This window comes from Mesorhizobium sp. XAP4, from assembly GCF_029269325.1.
Classification (GTDB): Bacteria; Pseudomonadota; Alphaproteobacteria; order Rhizobiales; family Rhizobiaceae; genus Mesorhizobium; species Mesorhizobium ciceri.
In genome coordinates this window covers 328,111-351,412 of the sequence record NZ_JARIXW010000002.1, presented here as the reverse complement: position 1 = coordinate 351,412, position 23,302 = coordinate 328,111, and the positions used below count along the sequence as shown (strand labels likewise).

General features: G+C 64.0%; 24 protein-coding genes and 1 tRNA gene. 16 read left to right on the top strand and 9 right to left on the bottom strand.

Features of this window, described 5'->3' with window-relative positions; genetic code table 11:
- Window positions 1-155 precede the first annotated feature (155 nt).
- From P3C39_RS10650 to P3C39_RS10630, 5 genes are read left to right on the top strand one after another with little or no spacing between them, the layout of a single operon-like run.
- Window positions 156-653: a tail fiber protein gene (locus P3C39_RS10650; protein ID WP_064992654.1), complete on the top strand. Its 498-nt coding sequence runs from the start codon at window positions 156-158 to the stop codon at window positions 651-653.
- Window positions 654-665: 12 nt separating this feature from the next.
- Window positions 666-1,169 (top strand): tail fiber protein, encoded by a 504-nt coding sequence (locus tag P3C39_RS10645; RefSeq protein WP_224618988.1) that lies wholly within the window; start codon window positions 666-668, stop codon window positions 1,167-1,169.
- 9 nt (window positions 1,170-1,178) lie between these two features.
- Window positions 1,179-1,700, top strand: a complete 522-nt coding sequence (locus tag P3C39_RS10640) for a tail fiber protein (protein ID WP_064992652.1) — start codon at window positions 1,179-1,181, stop codon at window positions 1,698-1,700.
- A 27-nt stretch (window positions 1,701-1,727) separates the two neighbouring features.
- Window positions 1,728-3,041, top strand: a complete 1,314-nt coding sequence (locus P3C39_RS10635) for a hypothetical protein (RefSeq protein ID WP_275953396.1) — start codon at window positions 1,728-1,730, stop codon at window positions 3,039-3,041.
- A 3-nt stretch (window positions 3,042-3,044) separates the two neighbouring features.
- Window positions 3,045-3,590, top strand: a complete 546-nt coding sequence (locus P3C39_RS10630; RefSeq protein WP_275953397.1) for a GNAT family N-acetyltransferase — start codon at window positions 3,045-3,047, stop codon at window positions 3,588-3,590.
- 72 nt (window positions 3,591-3,662) lie between these two features.
- Here the strand turns inward: P3C39_RS10630 and P3C39_RS10625 are convergent, their stop codons facing one another.
- A complete protein-coding gene (locus P3C39_RS10625) occupies window positions 3,663-4,058 on the bottom strand; it encodes a hypothetical protein (protein ID WP_275953398.1) in 396 nt (131 codons plus the stop codon).
- Window positions 4,059-4,295: 237 nt separating this feature from the next.
- On the opposite strand from P3C39_RS10625, the gene P3C39_RS10620 reads away from it, so the two are divergent.
- Window positions 4,296-5,084, top strand: coding sequence for a SapC family protein (locus tag P3C39_RS10620; RefSeq protein ID WP_275953399.1), 789 nt, complete (start codon window positions 4,296-4,298; stop codon window positions 5,082-5,084).
- 42 nt (window positions 5,085-5,126) lie between these two features.
- Here P3C39_RS10620 and P3C39_RS10615 read toward each other — a convergent pair whose 3' ends face one another.
- Together P3C39_RS10615 and P3C39_RS10610 are read right to left on the bottom strand one after the other, a co-directional pair.
- On the bottom strand, window positions 5,127-5,690 hold the full coding sequence (locus P3C39_RS10615; RefSeq protein ID WP_275953400.1) for a type 1 glutamine amidotransferase domain-containing protein: 564 nt from the start codon (window positions 5,688-5,690) through the stop codon (window positions 5,127-5,129).
- 195 nt (window positions 5,691-5,885) lie between these two features.
- Window positions 5,886-5,960, bottom strand: a tRNA-Gly gene (locus P3C39_RS10610).
- Between the two features lie 255 nt (window positions 5,961-6,215).
- Here P3C39_RS10610 and P3C39_RS10605 point away from each other — a divergent pair.
- The 4 genes from P3C39_RS10605 to P3C39_RS10590 all read left to right on the top strand — a co-directional run bounded on the left by P3C39_RS10605 (window position 6,216) and on the right by P3C39_RS10590 (window position 8,826).
- Complete coding sequence (locus tag P3C39_RS10605; protein WP_275953401.1) at window positions 6,216-6,713, top strand: prolyl-tRNA synthetase associated domain-containing protein; 498 nt, start codon at window positions 6,216-6,218, stop codon at window positions 6,711-6,713.
- A gap of 84 nt (window positions 6,714-6,797) precedes the next feature.
- Entirely contained in the window at window positions 6,798-7,799 is a 1,002-nt protein-coding gene (gene trxA / locus P3C39_RS10600) for a thioredoxin (protein WP_013528773.1), read from the top strand.
- 106 nt (window positions 7,800-7,905) lie between these two features.
- The gene (locus tag P3C39_RS10595) at window positions 7,906-8,577 is read left to right on the top strand and encodes an LON peptidase substrate-binding domain-containing protein (protein WP_024504054.1); all 672 of its coding nucleotides are present in this window, start codon (window positions 7,906-7,908) and stop codon (window positions 8,575-8,577) included.
- A gap of 9 nt (window positions 8,578-8,586) precedes the next feature.
- Complete coding sequence (locus tag P3C39_RS10590; protein WP_013528775.1) at window positions 8,587-8,826, top strand: Trm112 family protein; 240 nt, start codon at window positions 8,587-8,589, stop codon at window positions 8,824-8,826.
- 95 nt (window positions 8,827-8,921) lie between these two features.
- Here P3C39_RS10590 and P3C39_RS10585 read toward each other — a convergent pair whose 3' ends face one another.
- Genes P3C39_RS10585 through P3C39_RS10575 form a run of 3 tightly spaced genes read right to left on the bottom strand, consistent with a single transcriptional unit; the run spans window position 8,922 to window position 14,723 of the window.
- Entirely contained in the window at window positions 8,922-12,269 is a 3,348-nt protein-coding gene (locus P3C39_RS10585; RefSeq protein WP_275953402.1) for an error-prone DNA polymerase, read from the bottom strand.
- A complete protein-coding gene (locus P3C39_RS10580; RefSeq protein ID WP_027162864.1) occupies window positions 12,266-13,744 on the bottom strand; it encodes a DUF6504 family protein in 1,479 nt (492 codons plus the stop codon). Before P3C39_RS10580 ends, P3C39_RS10585 begins: the two co-directional genes overlap by 4 nt.
- Window positions 13,686-14,723 (bottom strand): hypothetical protein, encoded by a 1,038-nt coding sequence (locus P3C39_RS10575; protein ID WP_275953403.1) that lies wholly within the window; start codon window positions 14,721-14,723, stop codon window positions 13,686-13,688. The genes P3C39_RS10580 and P3C39_RS10575 overlap by 59 nt, the downstream gene beginning before the upstream one ends.
- Window positions 14,724-14,905: 182 nt before the next feature.
- Here P3C39_RS10575 and P3C39_RS10570 point away from each other — a divergent pair, with 182 nt between their 5' ends.
- Window positions 14,906-15,328 (top strand): metallopeptidase family protein, encoded by a 423-nt coding sequence (locus P3C39_RS10570; protein WP_013528779.1) that lies wholly within the window; start codon window positions 14,906-14,908, stop codon window positions 15,326-15,328.
- Window positions 15,329-15,515: 187 nt separating this feature from the next.
- Here the strand turns inward: P3C39_RS10570 and P3C39_RS10565 are convergent, their stop codons facing one another.
- Window positions 15,516-15,722: a DUF1737 domain-containing protein gene (locus P3C39_RS10565; RefSeq protein WP_013528780.1), complete on the bottom strand. Its 207-nt coding sequence runs from the start codon at window positions 15,720-15,722 to the stop codon at window positions 15,516-15,518.
- Window positions 15,723-15,773: 51 nt separating this feature from the next.
- Window positions 15,774-16,649, bottom strand: a complete 876-nt coding sequence (locus tag P3C39_RS10560) for a CoA ester lyase (RefSeq protein WP_275953404.1) — start codon at window positions 16,647-16,649, stop codon at window positions 15,774-15,776.
- Between the two features lie 340 nt (window positions 16,650-16,989).
- On the opposite strand from P3C39_RS10560, the gene P3C39_RS10555 reads away from it, so the two are divergent.
- The 4 genes from P3C39_RS10555 to P3C39_RS10540 are packed head-to-tail and all read left to right on the top strand — an operon-like array spanning window position 16,990 to window position 22,003.
- The gene (locus P3C39_RS10555; protein WP_275953405.1) at window positions 16,990-18,519 is read left to right on the top strand and encodes a DUF4173 domain-containing protein; all 1,530 of its coding nucleotides are present in this window, start codon (window positions 16,990-16,992) and stop codon (window positions 18,517-18,519) included.
- Window positions 18,520-18,522: 3 nt separating this feature from the next.
- Window positions 18,523-19,215, top strand: a complete 693-nt coding sequence (locus tag P3C39_RS10550) for a response regulator transcription factor (RefSeq protein ID WP_275953406.1) — start codon at window positions 18,523-18,525, stop codon at window positions 19,213-19,215.
- Complete coding sequence (locus P3C39_RS10545; RefSeq protein WP_275953407.1) at window positions 19,206-20,807, top strand: ATP-binding protein; 1,602 nt, start codon at window positions 19,206-19,208, stop codon at window positions 20,805-20,807. Before P3C39_RS10550 ends, P3C39_RS10545 begins: the two co-directional genes overlap by 10 nt.
- Window positions 20,808-20,836: 29 nt before the next feature.
- Window positions 20,837-22,003 (top strand): FAD-binding oxidoreductase, encoded by a 1,167-nt coding sequence (locus P3C39_RS10540; RefSeq protein WP_013528785.1) that lies wholly within the window; start codon window positions 20,837-20,839, stop codon window positions 22,001-22,003.
- Window positions 22,004-22,079: 76 nt separating this feature from the next.
- Here the strand turns inward: P3C39_RS10540 and P3C39_RS10535 are convergent, their stop codons facing one another.
- Window positions 22,080-22,505, bottom strand: a complete 426-nt coding sequence (locus P3C39_RS10535) for a GNAT family N-acetyltransferase (RefSeq protein WP_275953408.1) — start codon at window positions 22,503-22,505, stop codon at window positions 22,080-22,082.
- A 128-nt stretch (window positions 22,506-22,633) separates the two neighbouring features.
- On the opposite strand from P3C39_RS10535, the gene leuD reads away from it, so the two are divergent.
- Window positions 22,634-23,239 (top strand): 3-isopropylmalate dehydratase small subunit, encoded by a 606-nt coding sequence (leuD, locus tag P3C39_RS10530; protein ID WP_013528787.1) that lies wholly within the window; start codon window positions 22,634-22,636, stop codon window positions 23,237-23,239.
- The last annotated feature ends 63 nt before the right edge of the window (window positions 23,240-23,302 follow it).

Genomic DNA, 23,302 nt, shown 5'->3' with positions numbered 1-23,302 from the left:
CGTTCGAGCGATGACGATTTCTACCCAGTTGCTAAATGGATTTCTGCCGAATTTTAATAAAAGCGCATTCAAGATATTTCTCTATTTGCGATTCTCCTGTCGTTGCGTAATGTCACTGTGGTGCGTTAGTATGCGGAAACAACGAGGAGGTGGCGATGTCGGAACCATTTATTTCCGAAATCAGAATTATGTCTTTCATATTCGCGCCAAAGGGCTGGGCGCTCTGCAATGGACAGTTGCTGCCCATCAATCAGAACCAAGCGCTGTTTTCGCTGCTAGGCACCACCTTCGGCGGCGACGGCCGGGTGAATTTCGCGCTGCCCGACTATCGCGGGCGCGTGCCGATTCATGTCGGCGGCGGGCACACGCTGGGCGAGCGCGGCGGCGAACAGGTGCACACGCTTTCGATCGCGGAATTGCCGTTTCATAGTCATGTCGAGCAGGCCACCACCGCCAGTGCCGATGTGCCGGTGCCCACGGGCAATCTGCTGGCAACCGTCGCCAACACCTATACGCCGCCCGGGAACGTCACGGCGATGGATCCCGGTACGCTGGCCTCCGTCGGCAACAACCAGGCGCATTTGAACATGCAGCCATTTCTGACCCTGAGCTTCTGCATCGCTTTGCAGGGCATCTTCCCGTCGCCGAATTGAGGGAGCGCAGCCATGGGACAACCCTTCGTTGGCGAAATTCGCATGTTTGCCGGCAATTTTGCGATAGCCGGCTGGATGTTCTGCGAAGGGCAGCTGCTGCCCATCTCGGAGAACGAGACGCTTTTCCAATTGATCGGTACCACCTATGGCGGCGATGGCCAGAGCACATTCGCGCTGCCCGACCTGCGCGGCCGCCTTCCGATCCATCAAAGCGCCGATTTCATTCTTTCCCAAACTGGTGGCGCGGAAGAAGTCACGCTTACGCCCCAGCAGATGCCATCGCACACGCATCCGTTCCTTGCTTCGCTAAACAATGCCGGGGCAAGCACCCCGGCCGGCAACATGACCGGGCAGGTCGGCGCGTCACAAATCTATCGTGAGGCACCGGCGGCTGCGGCGATGTCCCCGCAGACGGCCGGGCAGACCGGCGGTAGCCAGCCGCATACGAACTTCCAGCCGTATCTCTGCGTCAATTTTATCATTTCGCTTTTCGGCATTTTTCCGTCGCCGACCTGAGAGGACATCATGGCTGACCCATTCGTCGCCGAAATCCGAATCTTTCCCTTCAATTTCGCGCCCAGCGGCTGGGCTTGGTGCGATGGCCAGCTCCTACCGCTGTCGCAGAACACAGCGCTGTTCTCGTTGCTCGGCACCACTTATGGCGGCGACGGCAAGTCCAACTTTGCCTTGCCCGATCTGCAAGGCCGCGCGCCGATGCACCCAGGGCAAGGACCTGGGCTTTCGCTGCACGATCTCGGTGAGACGGGCGGTTCGCAGACAGTGTCGCTGCTGATATCGGAGATGCCGCAGCACGGGCACAATTTGATGGCCAACGTCAATCCCGCCAATCTGGCGGCGCCAAGTCCCGCACGATCTTTCGCGCGGACGGCTCCCGGGCAGTCCTACTCGGCGACGGCCACTTTGACGCCGCTCAGCGATCAGGCGGTGCGGCCGATCGGCGGCGACCAGCCGCACAACAATATGCAGCCCTATCTCACCTGCTATTTCTGCATCGCGCTGCAAGGCATTTTCCCACCAAGAGGCTGACCGAGCCAACAGGGCAGGACCGATATCATGGCCAAGAACGCAGAACCGAAGTCGAAGGCCCCCGCGGCGAAGACGCCGGCGCGGAAAGCGCCCTCCAGGGCCGGGGCCCGCCCGGCGCCGTCCAGCCCCCCACCCATTTACCAGCACAAGCCGGCCGGCGCGTCATTCTTCGAACTGTCTCGGCTGATGGTGGTTGGCATCGATTCCGCCAAGGGGCAGTTGATCCAGAAGGCGCAGCTTTCGCCGGACGGGCCATGGCCTTCGGCCTGGTCGTTCATCGCGCCCGGCGCCTGGGTGATCATGACGGCGGGGCTGACCAGGGACGGCCGCGTCGCGGTGGTCGCGCAGCCATCGGGAACCACCAACCTGTCCTTCATCACCGAGGACGCCAACCAGATCGGCCCGGTCGAGAAATGGACCGCGCCGATGAGCATCGGCACGCCGCCCGGCGCCACCAGCTACCAGAAGCTTTCGATGGCGCGCGATGCCGATGGCCGCATCGAAGTCTTCGTCACCGACAATCAGGGCCGCATCTGGTGGATCTACCAGAATCCGGACCAGATCGTGCAGGTGCAGAAAACCATCACGCCACCGGGCACGACGACGCCGATCGTCGTCACCGTCGAGGTGCCGGCGCCGCCGGCCAAACCGTGGAGCGACTGGATCCAGATCCCCGGCGGGCTGGTGACGGTTTCGGCGATACGCCAGGGTGACGGCCGCATCGCGCTGTTCGGCATCAATTCGAACCTGCATCTCTATCGCTGCCAGCAGGCGAAGGCGCGGGCCTTGAAGGCCGCCGACTGGACGGGTTGGGTGCAGATCGACACGACCCAGACAGGCGGCTTCATCGAGATGGCGCCGGTGATCGGCCCGCTCGGCGCCACCAATCTCTTCGCCCTGACCCAGAGCGGCCAGGTGCTGCATACGCGCCAGATGCCCGCCGGATCGGATACGTGGACGCAGTGGGCGACACCTGGCTACTCCAGGGCGTCCAACCTGGCGCTTGCCGCCGGCATCCAGGGCGACGGCGATATCGTGCTGGTCGCCGCCGACCAGCATTTCCTCCAATTCAACGCGCAATGGGATGCCTACACGCAGAACTGGTCGGGATGGCGCGATTTCGGCGCATCCCTTCGCTCGACGCGCCTGACGCTCAACTACAATGCCGATGGCCGGCTTGCTCTGTTCAGCCTGGCGCGCATGCCGGACGGCACCAACGGCCTGTGGACGATCAACCAGATGGGCATCGACAGTTCCGAATGGGAGTATAACTGGACGTCGCTGACCGACAACAATCTCAAGCAGATCGTCGTCGTGCGCGACCTGACGCCGCCGGTCTGACGGTTGATTTCCGGTCGCGTGGCGGAAGGCAAGCAGGCCCGTCCGGTCTGGTCGCGCTCCGACAAGGCCGGGCTCCGCTTTCGTGCGGCAGTGGACGCGGACATGCCGTTCCTGTCGCGGCTCTACGCCTCGACGCGCATGGATGAACTCGCCGTGACGGCGTGGAGCGACGCGCAGAAGGCTGGCTTCCTCGGCATGCAGTTCCAGGCGCAGCACGCGCATTACCAAAAACACTATCCCGAGGCCGACTGGCTGGTGGTGGAACGAGCGGGCAAAGACATCGGCCGGCTCTATATCGAGCGCTGGCCAGGCCAGCACCGCATCATCGACATTGCCTTCCTGCCGGAGCATCGCCGCAAGGGCTACGGCACCGCACTGCTGCGCGACCTTATCGACGAGGCATGGTTAGCCGGCAAATCAGCCTCGATCCACGTCGAGAAGCACAATCCGGCCAGGTGGCTCTATGTCAGGCTCGGTTTTGCGGTGGTCGAGGACAAGGGTGTATACGATTTGATGGAATGTGCGGCGCCGAGCGGCGGGGCGGGGTGAGACGATGGCTGTCCCGCTGGCGTCAAGGTTTCGCGCCGCAGCGCAAGCGTCGCCTCAAAAAGCAAACGTCGCCTAGTTGAACACCGCTTCGTACAGCCGCCCGGCCGCATCGGCGGCGACCGGCACGATGAAGATCTCGTGGCTGCCGCTTTCCCCGGTGAAAAGGTAGGTCGCCTGCGGCAGCGCGATGTCGCGCGGGCCTCTAAACAGCAGCGAGAAACCGCCGCCTGGGCGCGGGCTGGCGGCGATGGGTTTGACCGCGCTCAGTTCGAGCGGGATCTGCTTGCCCCCGGCTTCGATGGTGAAGGTTTGTCCCTGCTCGAAATCCGACACCGACGCCATCCCGTTTGCCTCAATCTGTGCGCTGGAGCGGTTCAGCGTTCGGATCCGATCCAGCTTTTTGTTTCTCCGCAATTGCCAGGGGAAAACCGCTGCACACTTTTCCCGGAATTGCTCCAGCGGCGGCACTGTCGCCGCTTCGCCGCAAGCTGTCCAGAGGCGGGCAGGCCGCGGTCGTGTTCCCCAAGACAATCGATCGCCGCAAATCCCAAAGATACAGCACCGCCTGTCCTTTTATGCGCGCAAGAGACGCTGTAGTACTTTGTTCCTGCGCGGGATTCCTTTCGATCCAAGATCAGCGCAAACAAAGCATGGATCCCGGCTTCGGGACCATTGACAGCCTGATGGGCGTGCGGGAGACGGATGATGGCGGATGCAAAGACGGACGTGACGGGCGATGCGTTGCCGCTGTTCTATTCGAGGCCCGAGGCGCTCAATCCGGCGCGGCACGGCTCGCTTGGCCTGACAGCGCGCAGTGACTTCGGCTTCGCCCGCTCGGCGCACGCCATTCCGGTGGTCGCGTCGGAAATGCCGGCGGCGATGCGCTCCTACCCGATCGTCTTCATCGGCCCGGCCAAGTCGCCGGTGATCATCACCGGCGTGCGCCAGAACGAGAATTTGTTCGTCGATGCCGACGGCAAATGGACCGGGCCGCACTACATCCCCGCCTATGTCCGCCGCTTCCCCTTCATCCTGGCCGAAGACCCGACATCGGCCGGCCGGCTGACGCTGTGCGTCGAACGGGCCAGCAATCGCGTCGTCGACCAGCTGCTGGCGCCGTTGCGCGACGACAAGATCCTGCCGTTCTTCACCGGCAACGAGCCGACCGAAGCGACCAGACAGGCGCTTGCCTTCTGCAACCAGTTCCAGATCGACTTCCGAGCTACCCGCGAGATGGTCGAAAAGATCGATGCGCACGGCCTTTTTGCGCCGCGCCAGAGCAAGGTGACGCTGGAGGGTGGCGAGGTGCTCAACCTCACCGACTTCCAGGTGATCGACGAGCCAGCCTTCAACAAATTGAGCGACGAGGCGTTTCTCGACCTGCGCAAATCAGGCGCGCTCGGCCTGCTCTATTGCCACCTCGCCTCGACCAACAGCTGGACCTCGCTGGTGCATCAGGCATCGCTGCGGAAGGCGGATGGGGCGAAGGGCTGACTGTGAGAAGCTTGCGCAATCGATCGTCTGGGGGACAGGCGGCTAGGCAGCAACCCTTCTGTCGTGCCGCCCTTCCCTGATCTCCTCGGCGAGCTTGTCGCAGAACGCGTCGAGATCGCCGGGATTGCGACTGCTGACGAGCCCCTGGTCGGTGACGACTTCGGTGTCCTCCCACAGACCGCCGGCGTTGATCACATCGGTCTTGATCGATTTGTAAGACGTGACCCGGCGACCCCTTACGATGCCGGTCTTGGCGAGAAGCCAGGGCGCATGGCAGATCGCGCCGACGACCTTCTTGGCCGACCAGAACGATTCGATGAAGTCCAGGGCCTTTCGCTCGACGCGCAGCAGATCCGGATTGATAACCCCGCCGGGCAGGACGATCGCGTCATAGTCGTCCGACCGCGCCTCATCCAACGTCTTGTCGACAGGAATCTCCCGACCCCAGTCCTTGAGGTCCCAGCCTTTGATCTTGCCGCTTGCGAGCGACACGACATCGACCTCGGCGCCCGCCTCGCGTAATTTTTTGAGCGGAACTTCAAGCTCGGATTGTTCGAACCCGTTTGTCGCAAGGATAGCGACGCGCTTACCGGAAATATCCTGCATTGGTTTTTCTCCATCGCTAGGTGATGGAGGGCTAACGAGGCGAGGCGGGAAGCGTTCCTGGCTGTAATTTTATGTGACATGAGAGGCGGATGGACGAAGCGCAGTTCGGCCCAAGCTCCCAGTTCGACAATGTCCAAAAACGAAAAAGCCGCGGGCGACCGCGGCTTTTCGATGCTTGATTTCCTTAGAGGAAACTGGAGCGGGTGAAGCGATTCGAACGCTCGACCCCAACCTTGGCAAGGTTGTGCTCTACCCCTGAGCTACACCCGCTCGCACGGCGTCTTGGCCGCAAGCCGGGCCTATATGGCTGAAGAGCGCGGCGATTGCAACAGGGAAATCGCAGGCTTTTTTACGACCCGGCAAGCGAGGCCGGCAAGCCGCCGGCGGGCGCGCGAGTGGCACGCGGCGGGGGCGCCACCGCAAAGGGCGGGTGCCGCTCACCGTGATGTCGCATGACGGTCTTGTGTCGGCCGCCCCATTGGCCGTAAACGGCATGGGCTCACAAACGGGACGAAGACGAAACCGATGCCGAAGACCGAAGCCGAACTTTTTGCCTTTCTTGCCGAGCTGGGCATTGCTACCTCGACCAAGCGCCATCCACCGCTCTATACCGTCGCCGATTCGCAGGCGCTGCGCGGCGAGATCGCCGGCGGGCACACGAAAAACCTGTTCCTGAAGGACAAGAAGGACAATTTCTTTCTGGTCACCGTCGGCGAGGACGCGGTCGTCGACCTGAAGCAGATCCACCAAGTGATCGGCGCCGCCAGCCGGGTTTCTTTCGGCAAACCGGAGATGCTGATGGAGCTGCTCGGCGTCACGCCGGGCGCCGTCACGGTCTTTGGCATCATCAACGACACGGCAAACAGGGTCAAGCTCGTGCTCGACAAGGATTTGATGGAGCATGCGGTGATCAATGGGCATCCGCTGACCAATGAGGCGACGACATCGATCGCAGCGAGCGACCTGATCAGATTCGTCGAGGCAACCGGGCACGATGCTGCTATCTTGAAAGTCTCCGCGTGATCGCCACATGGATGGCTTAAAACCGATGGTCTGAAGCATAGGGCGCCTGGCCGCCGGCCGGCGGCGCCACGGAAGGGTAAAGAGATGAGCGACAACAATCCGTTCGGCGGCCCCTTTGGCGGCAATGGCGGCCAGTACACCACCTCGGTGCAGTATGGTGGAACCGCGCCGGCGCCGGCGAAAGTCGCGCTTGGCGATACGCCCGCCGCTCCCGCCGATGTGATCAAGGACACGACGACGGCTGCCTTTGCCGCCGATGTCATCCAGGAATCGCGCCGCCAGCCGGTGCTGGTCGATTTCTGGGCGCCCTGGTGCGGACCTTGCAAGCAACTGACGCCGCAGCTGGAGAAGGCGGTCAAGGCCGCCGGCGGCAGGGTCAAGCTGGTCAAGATGAACATCGACGACCATCCGTCGATCGCCGGCCAGCTCGGCATCCAGTCGATCCCGGCGGTCATCGCCTTCAAGGACGGCCAGCCGGTCGATGGCTTCATGGGCGCCATCCCGGAGAGCCAGATCAACGAATTTATCACCAAGGTCGGCGGCAAGGGCAATGGCGCGCCGCCGGTGGCCGAAGCTCTGGCTGCGGCGACCGAGGCGCGCGACGCCGGCGACATGCAGACCGCGGCCGATATTTATGACGCCATCCTGGCGCAGGCGCCGGAGACGATCGAGGCGATCGCCGGACTGGGAGAGCTGCTGTTCGAGGCCGGCGACACGGAAGGCGCCGAGGCGCTTTTGGCAACAGCCCCGGAGGCCAAGAAGGATGCGCCGTCACTGGCAGCCCTGCGCGCCAGGATGGCGGTTGCGGCGCAGGCGGCGGCTCTCGGCAATCCAGCCGAATTCGAGCGGCGCCTTGCGGAAAATCCCGGAGATCACCAGGCGCGTTTCGATCTGGCCATGATCCAGAACGCCAACGGCGACCGTACGGCCGCAGCCGACAATCTGCTGGCCATCATCAAGGCCGACCGGGCCTGGAACGAGGATGGCGCCAGGACGCAATTGCTGCAGCTGTTCGAGGCCTGGGGCATGACCGACGAGGCGACGCTGGCAGCGCGCCGCAAATTGTCGGCGCTGCTGTTTTCCTGAGCCGGCTGCCGGTTGTTTTGCCGCACGGGCTTGGCGTCGGCGATGATTGCGCCAGATTAGGGCCAAGAACTCACGCGCTTCTTGATGGCGCGATCGGAGGAATGAGGTGCAAGCGGGAAACGCGCATTACCGGCTCGCCAAGGATTTGCCGTCGACGATCCCTATCTTTCCGCTCGAGGGGGCGCTTTTGCTGCCGGGAGGCCGCATGCCGCTCAACATCTTCGAGCCGCGCTATCTGCAGATGGTGGACGAGGCGATCGCCGGCTCGCGGCTCATCGGCGTCATCCAGCCCAGTCTCGACGGCGCCTTGCGCGACGACGGCGAGCCGGAACTCTGCAATGTCGGTTGCACCGGGCGCATCATCGCCTTTTCCGAGAGCGGCGACGGCCGTTACCTGATTTCGCTGCAGGGCGTGTGCCGGTTCCGCATCGCCCACGAATTGACGGTCAAGACGCCGTTTCGCCAGTGCAAGCCCTCGCCTTTCCTTGCCGATCTCGATGAGGACCAGGCGGGCAACGAGATCGACCGGCCATCGCTGCTCAAGGCATTTCGCGCCTATCTGCAGGCCAACGACCTCGAGGCCGACTGGGAAAGCGTCAGCCGGGCCGAAAATGCCATGCTGGTCAATGCGTTGTCGATGATGGCGCCCTACGGGCCAGCCGAGAAACAGGCGCTGCTCGAAGCGGCGGATTTGAAGACCCGGGCCGAGACGCTGATCGCCATCACCGAAATGGCGCTGGCGCGCGAGAATGAGGATTTTGGGTCGAGTTTGCAGTAAGAGGGCGCGATGGCGGACGGACGTGACGGGAAGAAGGTCGACCCCAAGCTGCTGGAACTCTTGGCCTGCCCACTGACCAAGGGGCCGCTGGCCTGGGATCCGGAGCGCGGCGAACTGATTTCCCGGGTCGCCAAGATTGCCTATCCGGTGCGTGACGGCATCCCGATCATGCTGCCTTCCGAGGCGCGGACGCTTTCGGTGGAGGATGTGCTGGCCCCGCCACCGCCACGTTTGGGTGGGCCGGGCTGAGGGGCACGTTTCTTGTACCCAATAGGCCGGCAGGACAGAGGGGGCGCGAAGGATCGCCGACGTCCGCTTTCGTTCCGTTCTTGGCATGGCCTTGCCTACTGAAAATTCCGCCCCTTGGGCATGACCTGTTCCGCTTCTTCCGACAGCGTTGCGAGATCCTGCCGGATCGGCGCGCTTTGTTTGGCGGGGCTGGAGCGATCCGAACCGTCCTTGGCGAGGTCTCTCGGAGGAACCGCTGGTGCGGCCTCGCTGACCTTCTCCAGGAGCACGGTCAGCCAGGGCGTCAGATCCTCGATCTTCTCGGCAACGATGTGGACCACACCCGATTCCGACTGCAATTTCCCGGTTACCTTGACGAACCGGGCCCCCATGACGATAGGCCGATAGCGGTCGAAGGTTCTTTGCCAGAAGATGATGTTGGCCACCGCCTTGTCGTCCTCCAGCGTCAGGAAGATCGCATTGCCCTTGCCGGGGCGCTGCCGCACCAGCACGAGGCCGGCGACCGAGATGCGCCTGCCATCGCGCACGGAAGGAAGATTCGCATTGGGGATGACGCCGGCGCGGTCGAGCCGCTCGCGCAGGAAGGCGACCGGATGCGCCTTCAGCGACAGGCCGAGCGCGCGGTAATCGTGGATGACATGCTCGCCGAGCGGCATTTTCGGCAGCCTCGTCTCCGGTTCCAGCTCGCGCAGGCGAAGCGCCGGCTGGTCGAACAGCGGCAGCCTTTCGGCGGCGCTTTTGCCGTCGAGCGCGCGCACCGCCCACAGGGCTTCGCGACGGTCAAGACCGAGCGAGCGGAAGGCATCGGCCTGCGCCAGTTTTTCGATCTCGCCGACATCGAGGCCGGAGCGCAGCCAGACATCCCTGACGGATACATAGCCTGAGCCGCGCCGCTCGACGAAAGCTTCCATGTGCTCCTTCGACAGGCCCTTGATCTGCCTGAAGCCGAGCCGGACGGCATGCTTCGTCTCGATGACGCCGCGCATTTCGGCATGGCGTGGCAGGATGCGGGCCGGATCGAATGGCGCCTTTTCCAACGTACAATCCCACACCGAAAAATTGACGTCGACGTCGCGGATGTCGACGCCATGGTCGCTTGCGTCTCGCACGAGTTGGGCCGGCTGGTAAAACCCCATCGGCTGCGAATTCAGGATCGCGGCGCAGAACACGTCGGGATAGAAGGTCTTGAACCAGCAGGAGGCATAGACGAGCAGGGCGAAGGAAGCAGCATGGCTTTCAGGAAAGCCGTATTCGCCAAAGCCCTCGATCTGCTTGAAGCAGCGCTCGGCGAAGTCCTTCGTGTAGCCCTTGCCGACCATGCCATTGATCATACGGTCGCGGTAATTGCCGATGGTGCCGGTGCGCTTGAAGGTGGCCATGGCGCGGCGCAGTTCATCGGCTTCGCCCGGTTTGAAACCGCCGGCGACGATGGCGATATTCATCGCCTGTTCCTGGAACAGCGGTACGCCAAGCGTTTTCTTGAGGATCGCTTCCAGCTCCGGCTTTTGATACTCGGCCTGTTCCTTGCCTTGCCGGCGGCGCAGATAGGGATGGACCATGTCGCCCTGGATCGGGCCCGGGCGCACGATCGCCACCTCGATGACGAGATCGTAAAAATTGTCTGGCTTGAGACGCGGCAGCATCGACATCTGCGCCCGCGATTCGATCTGGAAGACGCCGAGCGTGTCGGCGCGGCAGATCATCTTGTAGACCTGCCTGTCCTCCGGCGGCAGGGTGGCCAACACATAGGGCTGCCCATACTCATCCCGCGCATTAGGATAGTGATCCGTGAGCAAGGTGAAGGCGCGTTGCAGGCAGGTCAGCATGCCGAGCGCCAGCACGTCGACTTTCAAGATCTTCACCGCGTCGAGATCGTCCTTGTCCCATTCGACCATCTTGCGCTCGTCCATCGCCGTCTTGACGATAGGCACAATCTCGTCGAGCCGGTCCCTGGTGATGACGAAGCCGCCGACATGCTGGGAGAGATGGCGGGGGAAGCCCATGATCTCATTGGCACGCTCCATCACGTGCCTCGACACCGGGTCGGTGCGGTCGAGGCCGCCGGCGCGGGCTTCCTTCTCGCCAAGCTCCGATGTCGACCAACCCCAGATCGAGCCGGAAAGCGATGCCCTGACATCCTCGGACAGGCCCATCGCCTTCGACACTTCGCGCAGCGCCGAACGGCCGCGATAGCTGATGACGGCGGCCGCAAGTGCCGTGCGCTTGCCGCTGTATTTCTCGTAGATGTACTGGATTACGGTTTCGCGCTTTTCGTGCTCGAAATCGACGTCGATATCCGGCGGCTCGTTTCTCTCCTCGGAAATGAAGCGCTCGAAGAGCGAATCGATTTTTTCCGGCCCCACTTCGGTGATGCCGATGCAGAAGCAGACGACCGAATTGGCGGCTGATCCACGTCCCTGGCAGAGAATATCCTTGCTGCGCGCGAACTTGACGATGTCGTAGACAGTCAGGAAATAGCGGGCATAGTTGAGGCGTTCGATCAAAGCGAGCTCTTCCTCGATGCGCTTGATCACGGAATCCGGCACACCAGCCGGATAGCGGTTCGCCGCTCCCTCCCGCGCCAGTCGCGCCAGCTCAGCCTGTGGACCAAGACCCGATTCCGTCGGCTCGTCGGGGTAATTGTACTGGAGGTCGCCAAGCGAAAAAGTCAGCTCTTGCGCAAACCGCAGCGTCTCGGCCAGCGCCTGCGGGTGCCGGCGGAACAGGCGGCCCATCTCCATCGGCGGCTTCAGATGGCGCTCGGCATTGGCGGAGAGTTGCAGCCCGACCTCGGCAACGGGCGTGTTGAGGCGGATCGCGGTCAGCACGTCCTGCAACGGGCGCCGTTCGGCGGTGTGATAAAGAACGTCGTTGGTCGCCATCAGCGGAATGCCGGCGCTCTCGGCAAGTGCTGCCGCCTGCTCGATCCGGAAACGGTCATTGCCGTCGTAGTCGGGCGAAACGCCAAGCCGCAGGTTCCTGCCGAAACGGCCCTTGAGCTCACCAAGCAAGGCAAGACTGTCTTGCGCCCCCGTCGACAGACCGGGCAGGACCGTCAGCGACATCAGGTCACCCCATTCGAGCAGGTCGCCGCGCTGGAGAAGGGTGGCGCCTTTTTCGTTCTCGTCGCGCAGATTGGCTTGCGTCAGCATGCGGCAGAGGTGCCCCCAACCCTTGCGGTCCTGGGGATAGGCGAGGATGTCCGGCGTGCCGTCGTCAAAAACCAGCCGGCAGCCGGGGTGATAGGAGAGTTTTTCGACCTTGGCCTGCTGCCAGGCGCGCACCACGCCGGCCACGGTGTTGCGGTCGGCAAGTCCGATCGCCGAGAAGCCCAGGAGCTTGGCCGCGACCACCAGCTCCTCCGGCTTGGAGGCGCCGCGCAGGAAGGAGAAATTCGACTGGATGCCGAACTCGGCATAGGGAATGACGGTCAGCGCGTTCATGCGAAGACTCCATGCAGGAACCAGCGCGGCGGGACTTGCGAGGCGCCGCCGTAGAGGCCTTGCCGGTAGAGCCAGTAGCGGCGGCCGTCGGCATCCTCGATGCGGAAATAGTCGCGCGTCGATGCCGCCTCGTCGCTTGGCGCTTCCCGCCACCATTCGGCGGCGATGCGTTCCGGCCCCTCGGCGCGCTTGACCCGGTAGAGCGCGCGCCGCCAGCGGAAGTTCAGCGGCGGTCCTTCCGGCATTTCGGTGGCCGGCACATCGATGGGTTCGGGCGAGCGGAACAGCCGGATCGGTCGTTCCGGCGGAAATATGGTTTTTGGTGCCTGCAGCCTGTCCGGCTTCTTCGGCGGCGTGGTCCGGCACGGCGCGTCGGTGAAGGGGATGGTGGCGACGGCACGCTCCGGCAGATGGCTTTCGACCGCGACCGGCCGGAGAACCGCGCCATCGCCGAGCCGGGCGCGGATGCGGTCGGCGAACAGCGCGATATCGGCGCCGTCGTCGGTCACCTCGCCGGCAAGATCGGCCTGCTGCATGTCGAAGGTGGCTGATGCCAACACCGAGAGCCGCACCAGATCGAAACCATAGCCGGCATCGATATCCTGTTCGAGCGCGGCCAGCCTTTCATGGAACAGTTTCTGGATCAGCATGGGTTCGCGCATCGGCCGCGAGGTACCGAGCGCGATGCGGCTGACGGCGCCGTCGACGCGAAAGAGCAGCAGCGCCAGCGTCCGGGCGCCCTCGCCGCGGCGCTCGAGGTCGGTCTTCAAGGTCGCCGCCAGCATGCCCACCAGCCGTTCGATGTCCTCGGTCAGTGTGACGGGTTCGGCGAGGTGGCGTTCGACCGAAAGCGGCGCGACGGGCAGGCGCGGCGACACCGCCTCGTCGAGCCGGCCAAGCGCCTGGTCGAGGCGCAGGAGCAGCAGGGCGCCGAAGCGGCGGGCGAGCGGCGCGCGCGGTGCCGCCATGACGGCGCCCGCCGTGCGCAGGCCCACACTTTCCAGGCTGGTGCGGGTCGAAGGTTCTATGCGCAGCGCGGCCAGCGGCAGGGGCGCCAGCAGCGCCTCCTCCTCGCCTGACACAACGATGCGGTCGCCGCAAAAGCGTGCCGCCGCCCAGGCCGCACCCGGCGTCGCGGCAAGCCCGGCGCGGACATCGAAACCCTGATGGAAGAAGCGCGACAGGATGTCGTCCAGCATGGCGCGCTCGCCGCCGAACAGATGGGTGCAGCCGGTGACGTCGAGAAACAGGCCGTCTGCCCCGTCCAGCGCCACCAGCGGGGTGTAGCGGTCGCACCAGTCGGCGAGGCCTTCGAGCAGGCGGCGATCGGCTTCCGGATCGGCCTCGACGACGTCGATCGACGGATGCATGGCGCGCGCATCGGCGATGCCCATGTCGCGCTTCAGGTGCAGCGCCTCAGCCCGCTCGTCGAGGGCCGAGATGCGCTGTGCGTTGCGGTCGCGATGGCTGATCACGAGCGGCGGGTGAGATGGGTGATCCGACGACCGGGAACGCCAGGACCGCCCCAGACGCTGGCGCAGGATCCTTTCCGCCGCCAGATAGGGAAACCACAGGGACAGGATTCTTTGCCCGGTCTCTTGCCTCGCCCGCTCTTTCGTCGCCCGCTCTTTCGTCGAATGCGCGTTCATCGGGGTTCCACTCCAGTGTGAATTGTCCAGGCAGGGCCGTGCGGCTCTTGCCGATGGTGAGGGTGAAGGCCGGGCGGCCGATCGAGCCGGCCAGCGGCCCGGCGATGGTGTCGCGCGGCACCGCCGGCGCCGAGGCGACGATGAGGCGGACGGGTGCCGCCGTCGGTTCGGGCCCAGCCGCCTGCCGCAGCAGGAACACCGGCCGGCCGGCCGCTTGCGCCCTTGCATGCAGCCGGCGTGTCGCGGTCAGGTCAAGCCGCTGCGGATTGCCGCGGATTTCCAGGATGACGGCGGCGAGCGCCGTCATCCGGGCCGCCTCCTCGGCGACCCACAGCGCATCGACGAGCCTTGGCGCCTCGGAAAACAGCAATTGCTCCGGCTCGATGCCGAACGAGGCGTGAAGCCCCCTGGCATAGGGAAAGCCGGCCTCGCGAAAAATCTCCGATGTGCCGATCCACAGCACCGGCAGCCCCGGCGTTTGCTTGAGGATCAGGCTGGTGAGCGACAAAGCGAAGCCGGCGACGGCCCCGGCATCGCGGGTTTCAAGCCCATGGATTTCGCTCAGGGCGGCCTTCGGCAGCCCGCCGCTCAGGGCGGCATCGAGGCGCCCGACGCCGATAGGCAGGAACGCATCCGGCAACGCCGCGGCAATGCCACGCCGGACGATTGTGAGATCAGTGTTGACGTCAGCATCAAAGGGTGCGGCTGCCGGCGCAGCCAAGCGCTCGGGCAGCGTTCCCTCGATTTTCGCGATCTGGCGGCGCAGGGCAAAAACAGTCTCCCGCGCCACGGCGGTCATCGCCATGACGGTCAGCTTCCACTCACAATTGTTCCTGTTATGTTCCTATAGATTCCAGAGCGCATCCCAAGAGTCAAGCAGAGTCATGGGGAATTTATTCCTCTCTGCAGGGATGGCGCAGGCGCATCGGCCCGTTCATTTGCCGATTCCGGTGCGAAAGCCTATATGCCGGGATCAAAGGACAAAGCATGGCCCGCATCTACAAGACCCGCACCTGGCACGACGAACTCTCGCCCTCGATGGACGAAATGGAGTTCCTGGCGCTGGAGGCGTACGCCCATCTGCCGGAGGATTTTCGCAAGCTGACCGGCGAGATCGTCATCCAGATCGCCGAATTCCCGACCGACGAAATCATGGACGATCTGTCGCTGGAAACGCCATTCGACCTGCTCGGCCTGTTCGAGGGACGCGGCATCGCCGAGCGCTGGAACCCGCAGACCGGGGAAGGCCCGAACCGCATCACGCTCTACCGCCGCGCCATCCTCGATTACTGGTCCGAGAACGAAGAGACGCTGGGCGACATCGTCACCCACGTGCTGATCCACGAGATCGGCCACCATTTCGGCCTGTCGGACGAAGATATGGAGAAGATCGAAGAGGCGGCGGAGTAGGGTGCGCTGATATTCAGGTGATGCCGGCCTGCAAATGATGGCTTCCTGCGCTTCCCCGCTCTACCGCGTCGCGGTAGAACTGTGCTCACGTACCCAAAAGTACGCTCCGCTCCGGTTCTCGGAAACCACCATTTTCGACTCGGCCTGACCTGAATCTCAACACACCCTGCGTCGGAGCTTTTCAAATCTACCAGTCACTCAGCTTGGTATCGGGCCCGTATTCCTGACCGTCGATATCCTTGACCACGGCCTGGCCGCAACGCATCGCTTTGGCCTTCTTGTCGTAGGCATAGGTCGGCGAGCCGAACAGATGCCAGCCCTTGTTCAGCGCCGCTGTCACCTTGTGGCAGAAGCTGGCATCGTCCGGAGCGGACAGAAAGCGGTAGAGTTTCATTGTTCAATTCCTGTCGTGAGTAGCTGTAGCCCGCTCGCATCCATCGAGCATTTATGACCCGATGGCGGCTGCCTTCGCCAGCAGTTTTTCGGCCTGCGCCAGATGCAGCCGCTCGACCATCCTGCCGTTCAGCGCGATCACGCCCTTGCCGGCATTCTCGGCGAGCGCGAAGGCTTCCTTCACCGAGCGTGCCTCGGCCACCGCTTCCGTGGACGGCACGAAGGCGCGGTTGGCGGCTTCGATCTGGGCCGGGTGGATGAGGCTCTTGCCGTCGAACCCCATGGCCGCGGCTTCCGCGCATTCATGGGCGAAAGCGTCGAGGTCGCGAAAATCGTTGGAGACGCCGTCGAGCATGTCGATGCCGCCGGCGCGTGCGGCCAGCACCATCTGCATCAGCCATGGCACGAGGTAGCGCCTGTCAGGCGTCGCCAGAATGCCGGTCTCCTTGACCAGATCATTCGTTCCGGCAACGAAACAATTGAGCCGCGAGGCCGGATCGCGGCCAAGTTCGGCGATGGCGCCGATGTTGAGCAGCGCCTTGGGCGTCTCGATCATCGCCCATAGTTTCACGCTGTGGGGAGCGAAATTATCGTCGAGCACGTCGCCGGCCTCGAGCAGGTCGCGCGGCGTGTCGACCTTGGGCAGAAGGATGCCGTCGGGTTCGCAGCTTGCGGCCGCCAGCAGGTCGTCGGCGCCCCATTCGCCTGATATCGCATTGATGCGCACGATCATCTCGCAGCGTCTCTCGGAATGGCCGGCGAAAATGCCGGCCAGTTTTTCGCGGGCGGCGATCTTGTCGGCCGGAGCGACGGCGTCTTCCAGGTCGATGATGATGGCATCGCAGGCAAGCTGCGCGATCTTGGCCAAGGCCTTGTCGCTGGAGGCCGGGATGTAGAGCACGGAGCGGCGCAGGCGATAGGTTTCCATGGATGATCTATGCCGCTTGTGGGCGGGTGAGGCAAGCTCGGGCATGAAGCTGCCAATCTCCCCCCTCGAGGGGGGAGATTGGTAGCGTTTACCCCTGCACGAAAACTGCACGGGCCTGCGGAAAACCTCCTCGGATCCGCCCTGCCGTTTCCCCGCCCGCTTGCGAGACAAGCGGCATGCACAAGCGAGCAAAGCCCCGTTGGTCCCTGCCTCACCGACTGCGTAGCGAGGGCTGGTGGCTGGCCGATCCGCCGCGCGCGTGTCCCGTCGCAACCCTCATTCCGTTTGTCCGCAGAAGCCCGCCAACGGTTCGGCTGGAAGCCATCAGGAAAGCCAGGTCATGACAGCGTTGTTCTCCGCCGCGCCGAGCTATTGCAGCCGTTTCGGTGTCGCCATCCTGCTGGCAGCGCTCGCGGATTTTCTGTTCTATGGCCAGCCCGCCGGGATCACGGTTTTCCTGTTCGCCCTGCTGATTGCCGCGGCGGTCGTCGCTGTGCACCCGGCCGCCTTCAACGACGGCCGGGTCTGGCTCAAGCCCATCGCCATGCTTGTCGCGCTGCTGCCGCTGGCTGAAAATGTCAGCACCCTGTCGGTCTCGATCGCGCTGGCGGCGCTGACCGTCTTCGCGCTTTCGTTGAGCGGCCGGCTGCGGCACAGCATCGCCCGCATTGCCGGGCAGATCGTGCTGTTCGGGCTGGCGGCGCCGTTCCGCTTCGTCATTGATTTCATCCGCTGGCGCAGGACGGCGCGGCGGTTCGGTGGGCGTCGCATCCGGCTGGCGGCGATCGCCGTCTGGGTGATGCCGCTGACGCTGGGCGCGGTCTTCCTGGCGCTGTTCGGTGCCGCCAATCCGGTCATCGACTATTGGCTGTCGCTGATCGATCTCGTGAGGCTGCTCGATCTTATCCAGCTGGCGCGGATTGCCTTCTGGCTGTTCGTGCTCGCCGCTGTCTGGGCTTTTCTGCGACCGCGCCTGGTTCGCCGCATCCCGCGCGCGTTGCCGGCGGTCGGCGCTCAAGCCGGCAAAACCGCCACCACCATCGAAGACATCCTGTTCGGCAAGGCCGCCATCCTGCGCGCCCTGATCGTCTTCAACATCCTGTTTGCGCTGCAGACGGCGCTCGACGCCGCCTATCTGTGGGGCGGGGCAGCGCTTCCCGATGGGCTGAGCTACGCCTCCTACGCGCATCGTGGCGCCTATCCCTTGATCGTCACGGCACTGCTTGCCGCCGGCTTCGTGCTGGCAGCGCTGCGACCCGGCAGCGAAACCTCGGCCGATCCGCTGATCCGCCGGCTGGTCTATGTCTGGGTGGCGCAGAACATCATGCTGGTCATCTCGTCGATCCTGCGGCTCGACCTCTATATCGGCATCTATGCATTGACCTACTGGCGCGTCGCCGCCTTTGTCTGGATGGGGCTGGTGGCAGCAGGCCTTGCCCTGATCATTGCCCGCATCGCGCTTAGAAAATCCAACGAATGGCTGCTGTCCGCCAATCTTCTGACGTTATCCCTGACGCTTTATGCCGGCTGTTTCATCAATTTCGCAGCAACGATCGCCAATTACAATGTCGACCATTCCCTCGAAATGACCGGCCAGGGCATTCCCCTAGACGCCTGGTATCTTCACTCGCTCGGTCCGGGCGCGTTTCCCGCGCTTGATCGCTTCCTCGAGCACCAGGGCAAGACGACAGCCGCCGGCACTGTCCGCGAACTGGCCGGCGTGCGCGGCAGCGACGAAATCTGGTATCGAACTATCCAGCAGAACTGGCGGGCCTGGAGCTTTCGCGACTGGCGGCTGCTTCGATATCTCGACACCAAGGAGCCGTTCGTGATTCCCTCCGCTATCGAACCTTCCATGCCGGGCCGCTGATCCATGCCGTATCACATCCTCGTCGCCGACGATGACCCGCACATCCGCGAGGTGATCTGCTTTGCCTTGGAGAAGGCCGGCATGAAAACGACAGGGGTGGCCGACGGTGCCGCCGCCTTGCAGGCAATCGGCCGCCGGGCACCGGACCTCGTCGTGCTCGATATCGGCATGCCGGAAATGGACGGGCTGGAGGTCTGCCGGCGGCTGCGGCACATATCCGATGTGCCGGTGCTGTTCCTCTCTGCGCGCGACGAGGAGATCGACCGCATCCTCGGGCTCGAAATGGGCGGCGACGACTATGTGACGAAACCATTCAGCCCGCGCGAGCTGGTTGCCCGCGTCAACGTCATCCTGCGGCGCGCCCGCCCGGCGGCGCCCGAACCGGCCGACGACAGGCAGTTTTCGCATGGCAAACTGGCTCTGGCGCCGGCCAGCCATACCGCCAGCTTCGACGGCAAGCCGTTATCGTTGACAGGAATAGAGTTCTCGATCCTGAAGGGGTTCCTGGCGCGGCCGGCGCATGTGCTCGACCGCGACGCGGTGACGGCCAGCGCCTATGCCGCAAACATCCACGTCGCCGGCCGCACCGTCGACAGCCACATCCGCAACATCCGCGCCAAACTGGCAGCTGTGGGTTGCCCAAATGTCATCGAGACGGTGCATGGCGTCGGCTTCCGACTTGGCCGATGCGGCTGACGGCCTCCAGCAAATGGATCGGCCGCAAATGGCGGCCACGGCTTGCCACGGTCGTCGTCGCCATCCTGATCATGGTGATGGCCTTGCCACTGGTCGGCCTGTTCTTCTTCCGCCTCTACGAGAACCAGCTGATCCGCCAGACCGAGGCGGAGCTGATCGCGCAAGGCGCTGCCATCGCCGCCATCTATGCGCGGGATGTACGTGACGCCGGCATCCCACCGGAAAAGCTCGGTGCGCCGATGCCGGAGCCAAGTGGGGATTCAAGCCGCAGCGTCAATCCGGACCCGCTCTACAGGCCAATCGAACCGCAGCTCGATCTTGCCTCGGATTATGTCCTGCCGACCCGGCCGGCGGCGATGCCGGTGATCGTCGATCCCGCCTTCGCGGTGATCGGCGCGCGCGTGTCCGGCATCCTCGACGCCACCCAGAAAACCACGTTGGCCGGCTTCCGGCTGCTCGACCCCCGGGGCGTCGTCATTGCCGGGCGCGGCGAGGTCGGCCAGTCGCTCAGTGCGGTCGAAGAGGTGCGCACAGCACTTGCCGGCCACTATGCCAGCGCGCTCAGGCTGCGCATTCCCGACCAGCCGACGCCACCGCTCTATTCGGTCAGCCGCGGCACCAAGGTGCGTGTCTTCGTCGCCCTGCCGGTCGCTGTCGACGGCCAGGTCGCCGGCGTCGTCTATGTGTCGCGGACGCCCAACAACATCATCAAGCATCTCTATGGCGAACGTGGCAAGGTGACGTTGGCGGCGATCGCCATTCTCGGCGGCACGCTGCTCATCGGTCTCATCTTCCTGCGCACCGTCAGCCGGCCGATCTATGCGCTGATCGACCGCACCGAGCGCATCGCCGCCGGCGACCGCACGGCGATCCGGCCGCTCGACCACCACGGCACGCGAGAGATGGCGGAGCTGTCCGCCGCCTTCCTCGACATGGCCGAGAAGCTTCAGGCGCGCTCGGACTCGGTCCAGACTTTCGCCACACATGTCTCGCATGAGCTCAAATCGCCGCTGACGGCGATCCAGGGCGCGGCCGAATTGCTGCGCGATTCCGGTGGCGCGATGGACGATGCGGAGCGGCGGCGTTTCTCCAACAATATCGTCACCGATGCGGGGCGGCTCAATCTGCTGGTGCGGCGCCTGCTCGACCTGGCACGCGCCGAAAACCTGGCGCCGAGCGGCGAAAGCACATCGCTCGGTGCGGCACTGTCGCTGCTGCCCGTCGACAACAGGCTCGCGGTTAGCATCGGGGCCGGCGGCGACATCAGATTGCGCATATCGGCCGAGAACGCGGCTATCGTGCTGGCCAATCTCATCGACAATTCGGCCAGGCATGGCGCGATGCAGGTTTCTGTCTCCGCTACGAGCGCCGGCGGCAAGGCGAGCATCCTGGTCAGCGACGACGGTGCCGGCATTTCGCCGAGCAACCGGGCGCGCATTTTCGAGCCGTTCTTCACCACGCGGCGCGAACAGGGCGGCACCGGCATGGGCCTCGGCATCGTGCTGGCCCTCCTGAAAGCGCATGATGGTATGATCGCGCTGGTTGACAGCGAGCGCGGCACGCGCTTCGAGGTCATTCTGCCGGTGGCATGAAGGACACTATCGGCCGGATCGGAGAGAACATGCGCTACGACATCGTCATCATCGGCGGAGCCATCGTCGGCTCCTCGGTCGCCTATTACCTGCGTGAGCAAGGGTTTTCCGGCACGATCGCGCTGATCGAGCGTGATCCGCAATTCGCGCATGCGGCAACGACGCTGTCCATGGCCTCGATCCGCCAGCAATTCTCGATCCCGGAAAACATCCGCCTGTCGCAGTTCACGCTGAAGCTGTTCCGGCGGCTGAAGGAAGAGTTCGGGGATGACGCCGATATCGGCTTTCGCGAGGGCGGCTACCTCATCCTTGCCGGCGAGGACGGCTTGCCGATCCTGAGGAGCAATCACCAGGCGCAGATCGCCGAGGGCGCCGACATTGTGCTGGAGGACGCGGATCAGCTGGTGCGCCGGTTCCCATGGCTGTCGACCGAGGGCATTTCAGCCGGCGCCTATGGCCGCACCGGCGAAGGCTGGTTCGACGCGCATGCGATGCTGACGCTGTTCCGCAAGGCGCTGCGGCAGAAGAAAGTCGATTTCATCGCCGCAGATGTCACCGGCATCGCGCGCGATGGCAACCGCGTCACGGGAGTGAGCCTGGGCAATGGCGAGACGCTGGAGGCTGGCATCGTCGTCAACGCCGCCGGCCCTAACGCCGGCAAGGTGGCTGCCATGGCCGGGCTCGAGCTGCCGGTCGAGCCGCGCAAGCGCAATGTCTTCGTCTTCGAGGCGCGCGAGAAATATGCCGACATGCCGCTGCTGGTCGATCCCTCCGGCATCTATGTCCGTCCGGAAGGCTCGGTCTACCTCACCGGCGGCGCCGAACCGGAGGAAGGCGACTGCGCACCCGATCCCGGCGACTTCGAGGTAGACTGGCCACTGTTCGAAGAGGTGATCTGGCCGGTGCTGGCGACCCGTATTCCCGCCTTCGAGGCGATCAAGCCGACCCGTGCCTGGGCCGGCCACTACGACTACAACACGCTCGACCAGAACGCGGTGATCGGTCCGCATCCCGACGTCGGCAATTTCCTGTTCGCCAACGGCTTTTCCGGCCACGGCCTGCAGCAGGCGCCAGCAGTGGGCAAAGCGCTGGCCGAGCTGATCGTGCATGGCGGTTATCGCACGGTGGATTGCTCGGCGTTCGGGTATGAGCGGGTGGCGGAGGGAAGGGCGTTCCGGGAATTGAATGTGATTTGAGCGGGCAAAGGGAATGTCCTTTTTGACGCTGGCGCGAAGGATCGCCACGGTTGCGGAACAGTATTTCCAGCGAGCCTCAGCCCTTGCGGTCGAACCAGAAGGCGTCGGCCATGCGCTTCATGCCGATACGTTCGTAGAAGCCTACGGCATCGGGCATGGAGATCAGGTTGATGGCGACCGATGGTCCAAGCTGCCGGCGCGCCTCGTCCATCAGGCCCTTGCCGATGCCGAGCCCCTGTGCCGATCGGGAAACGGCGAGTTCGGAGATGTAGCAGACCCAGGAGAAGTCGGTGATCGCCCTGATGACGCCGATCAGCGGCTTGCCCTGAATATCAAGGCGCGCGGTCAGCACCAGATTGGCGCCCGACAGCATCGCCCGCAGCCGCGCTTCATCATCGATCGGCCGTGTTTCGCCGAGGCCGGATTCGACCAGCACGCGACGGAATTCGGCGATGTCGAGCGCGGGTTCTCTTTCGTAGAGGACGTGTGCGTTTTCTGCCATGGCCGCCAGATTGCACCATCGGGCTGGCTTGTGCCACCATGCACGAACAGTTGCCTTTTATTTGCCGCCGGCTTTGTGTAAACCGGGCCTCAGCAAATTCCCCCGCAACGAAAACACGGGCAAAAGCCATGGAAAAATTCACCAAGCTCACCGGCGTCGCCGCTCCGATGCCGATCGTCAATGTCGACACCGACATGATCATCCCCAAGGATTATCTCAAGACGATCAAGCGCACCGGGCTCGGCACCGGCCTGTTCGCCGAAATGCGCTACAAGGACGACGGTTCGGAAAACCCGGATTTCGTGCTCAACAAGCCGGCCTACCGCAAGGCGCAGATCCTGGTCGCCGGCGACAATTTCGGCTGCGGCTCCAGCCGAGAGCATGCGCCGTGGGCGCTGCTCGACTTCGGTATTCGCTGCGTCATCTCGACCTCGTTCGCCGACATTTTCTACAACAACTGCTTCAAGAACGGCATCCTGCCGATCACCGTCAGCCCCGAGGATCTCGAGAAGCTGATGGACGACGCCTCGCGCGGCTCCAATGCCACGGTGTCGGTAGACCTCGAAGCCAAGGAAATCCGTGGGCCGGATGGCGGCGTGGTCAAATTCGACCTCGACGACTTCAAGCGGCACTGCCTGCTCAACGGGCTCGACGACATCGGCCTGACCATGGAGAAAGCCGGCGCCATCGCTTCGTTCGAGAAGCGCAACGCCGAACAGCGCCCCTGGGCCTGAGCGGCGCGCTCCGGACGGATGGATCTGGCCTTTCGGGCCGGTTCGCGGCGACTGAGTGGAGGG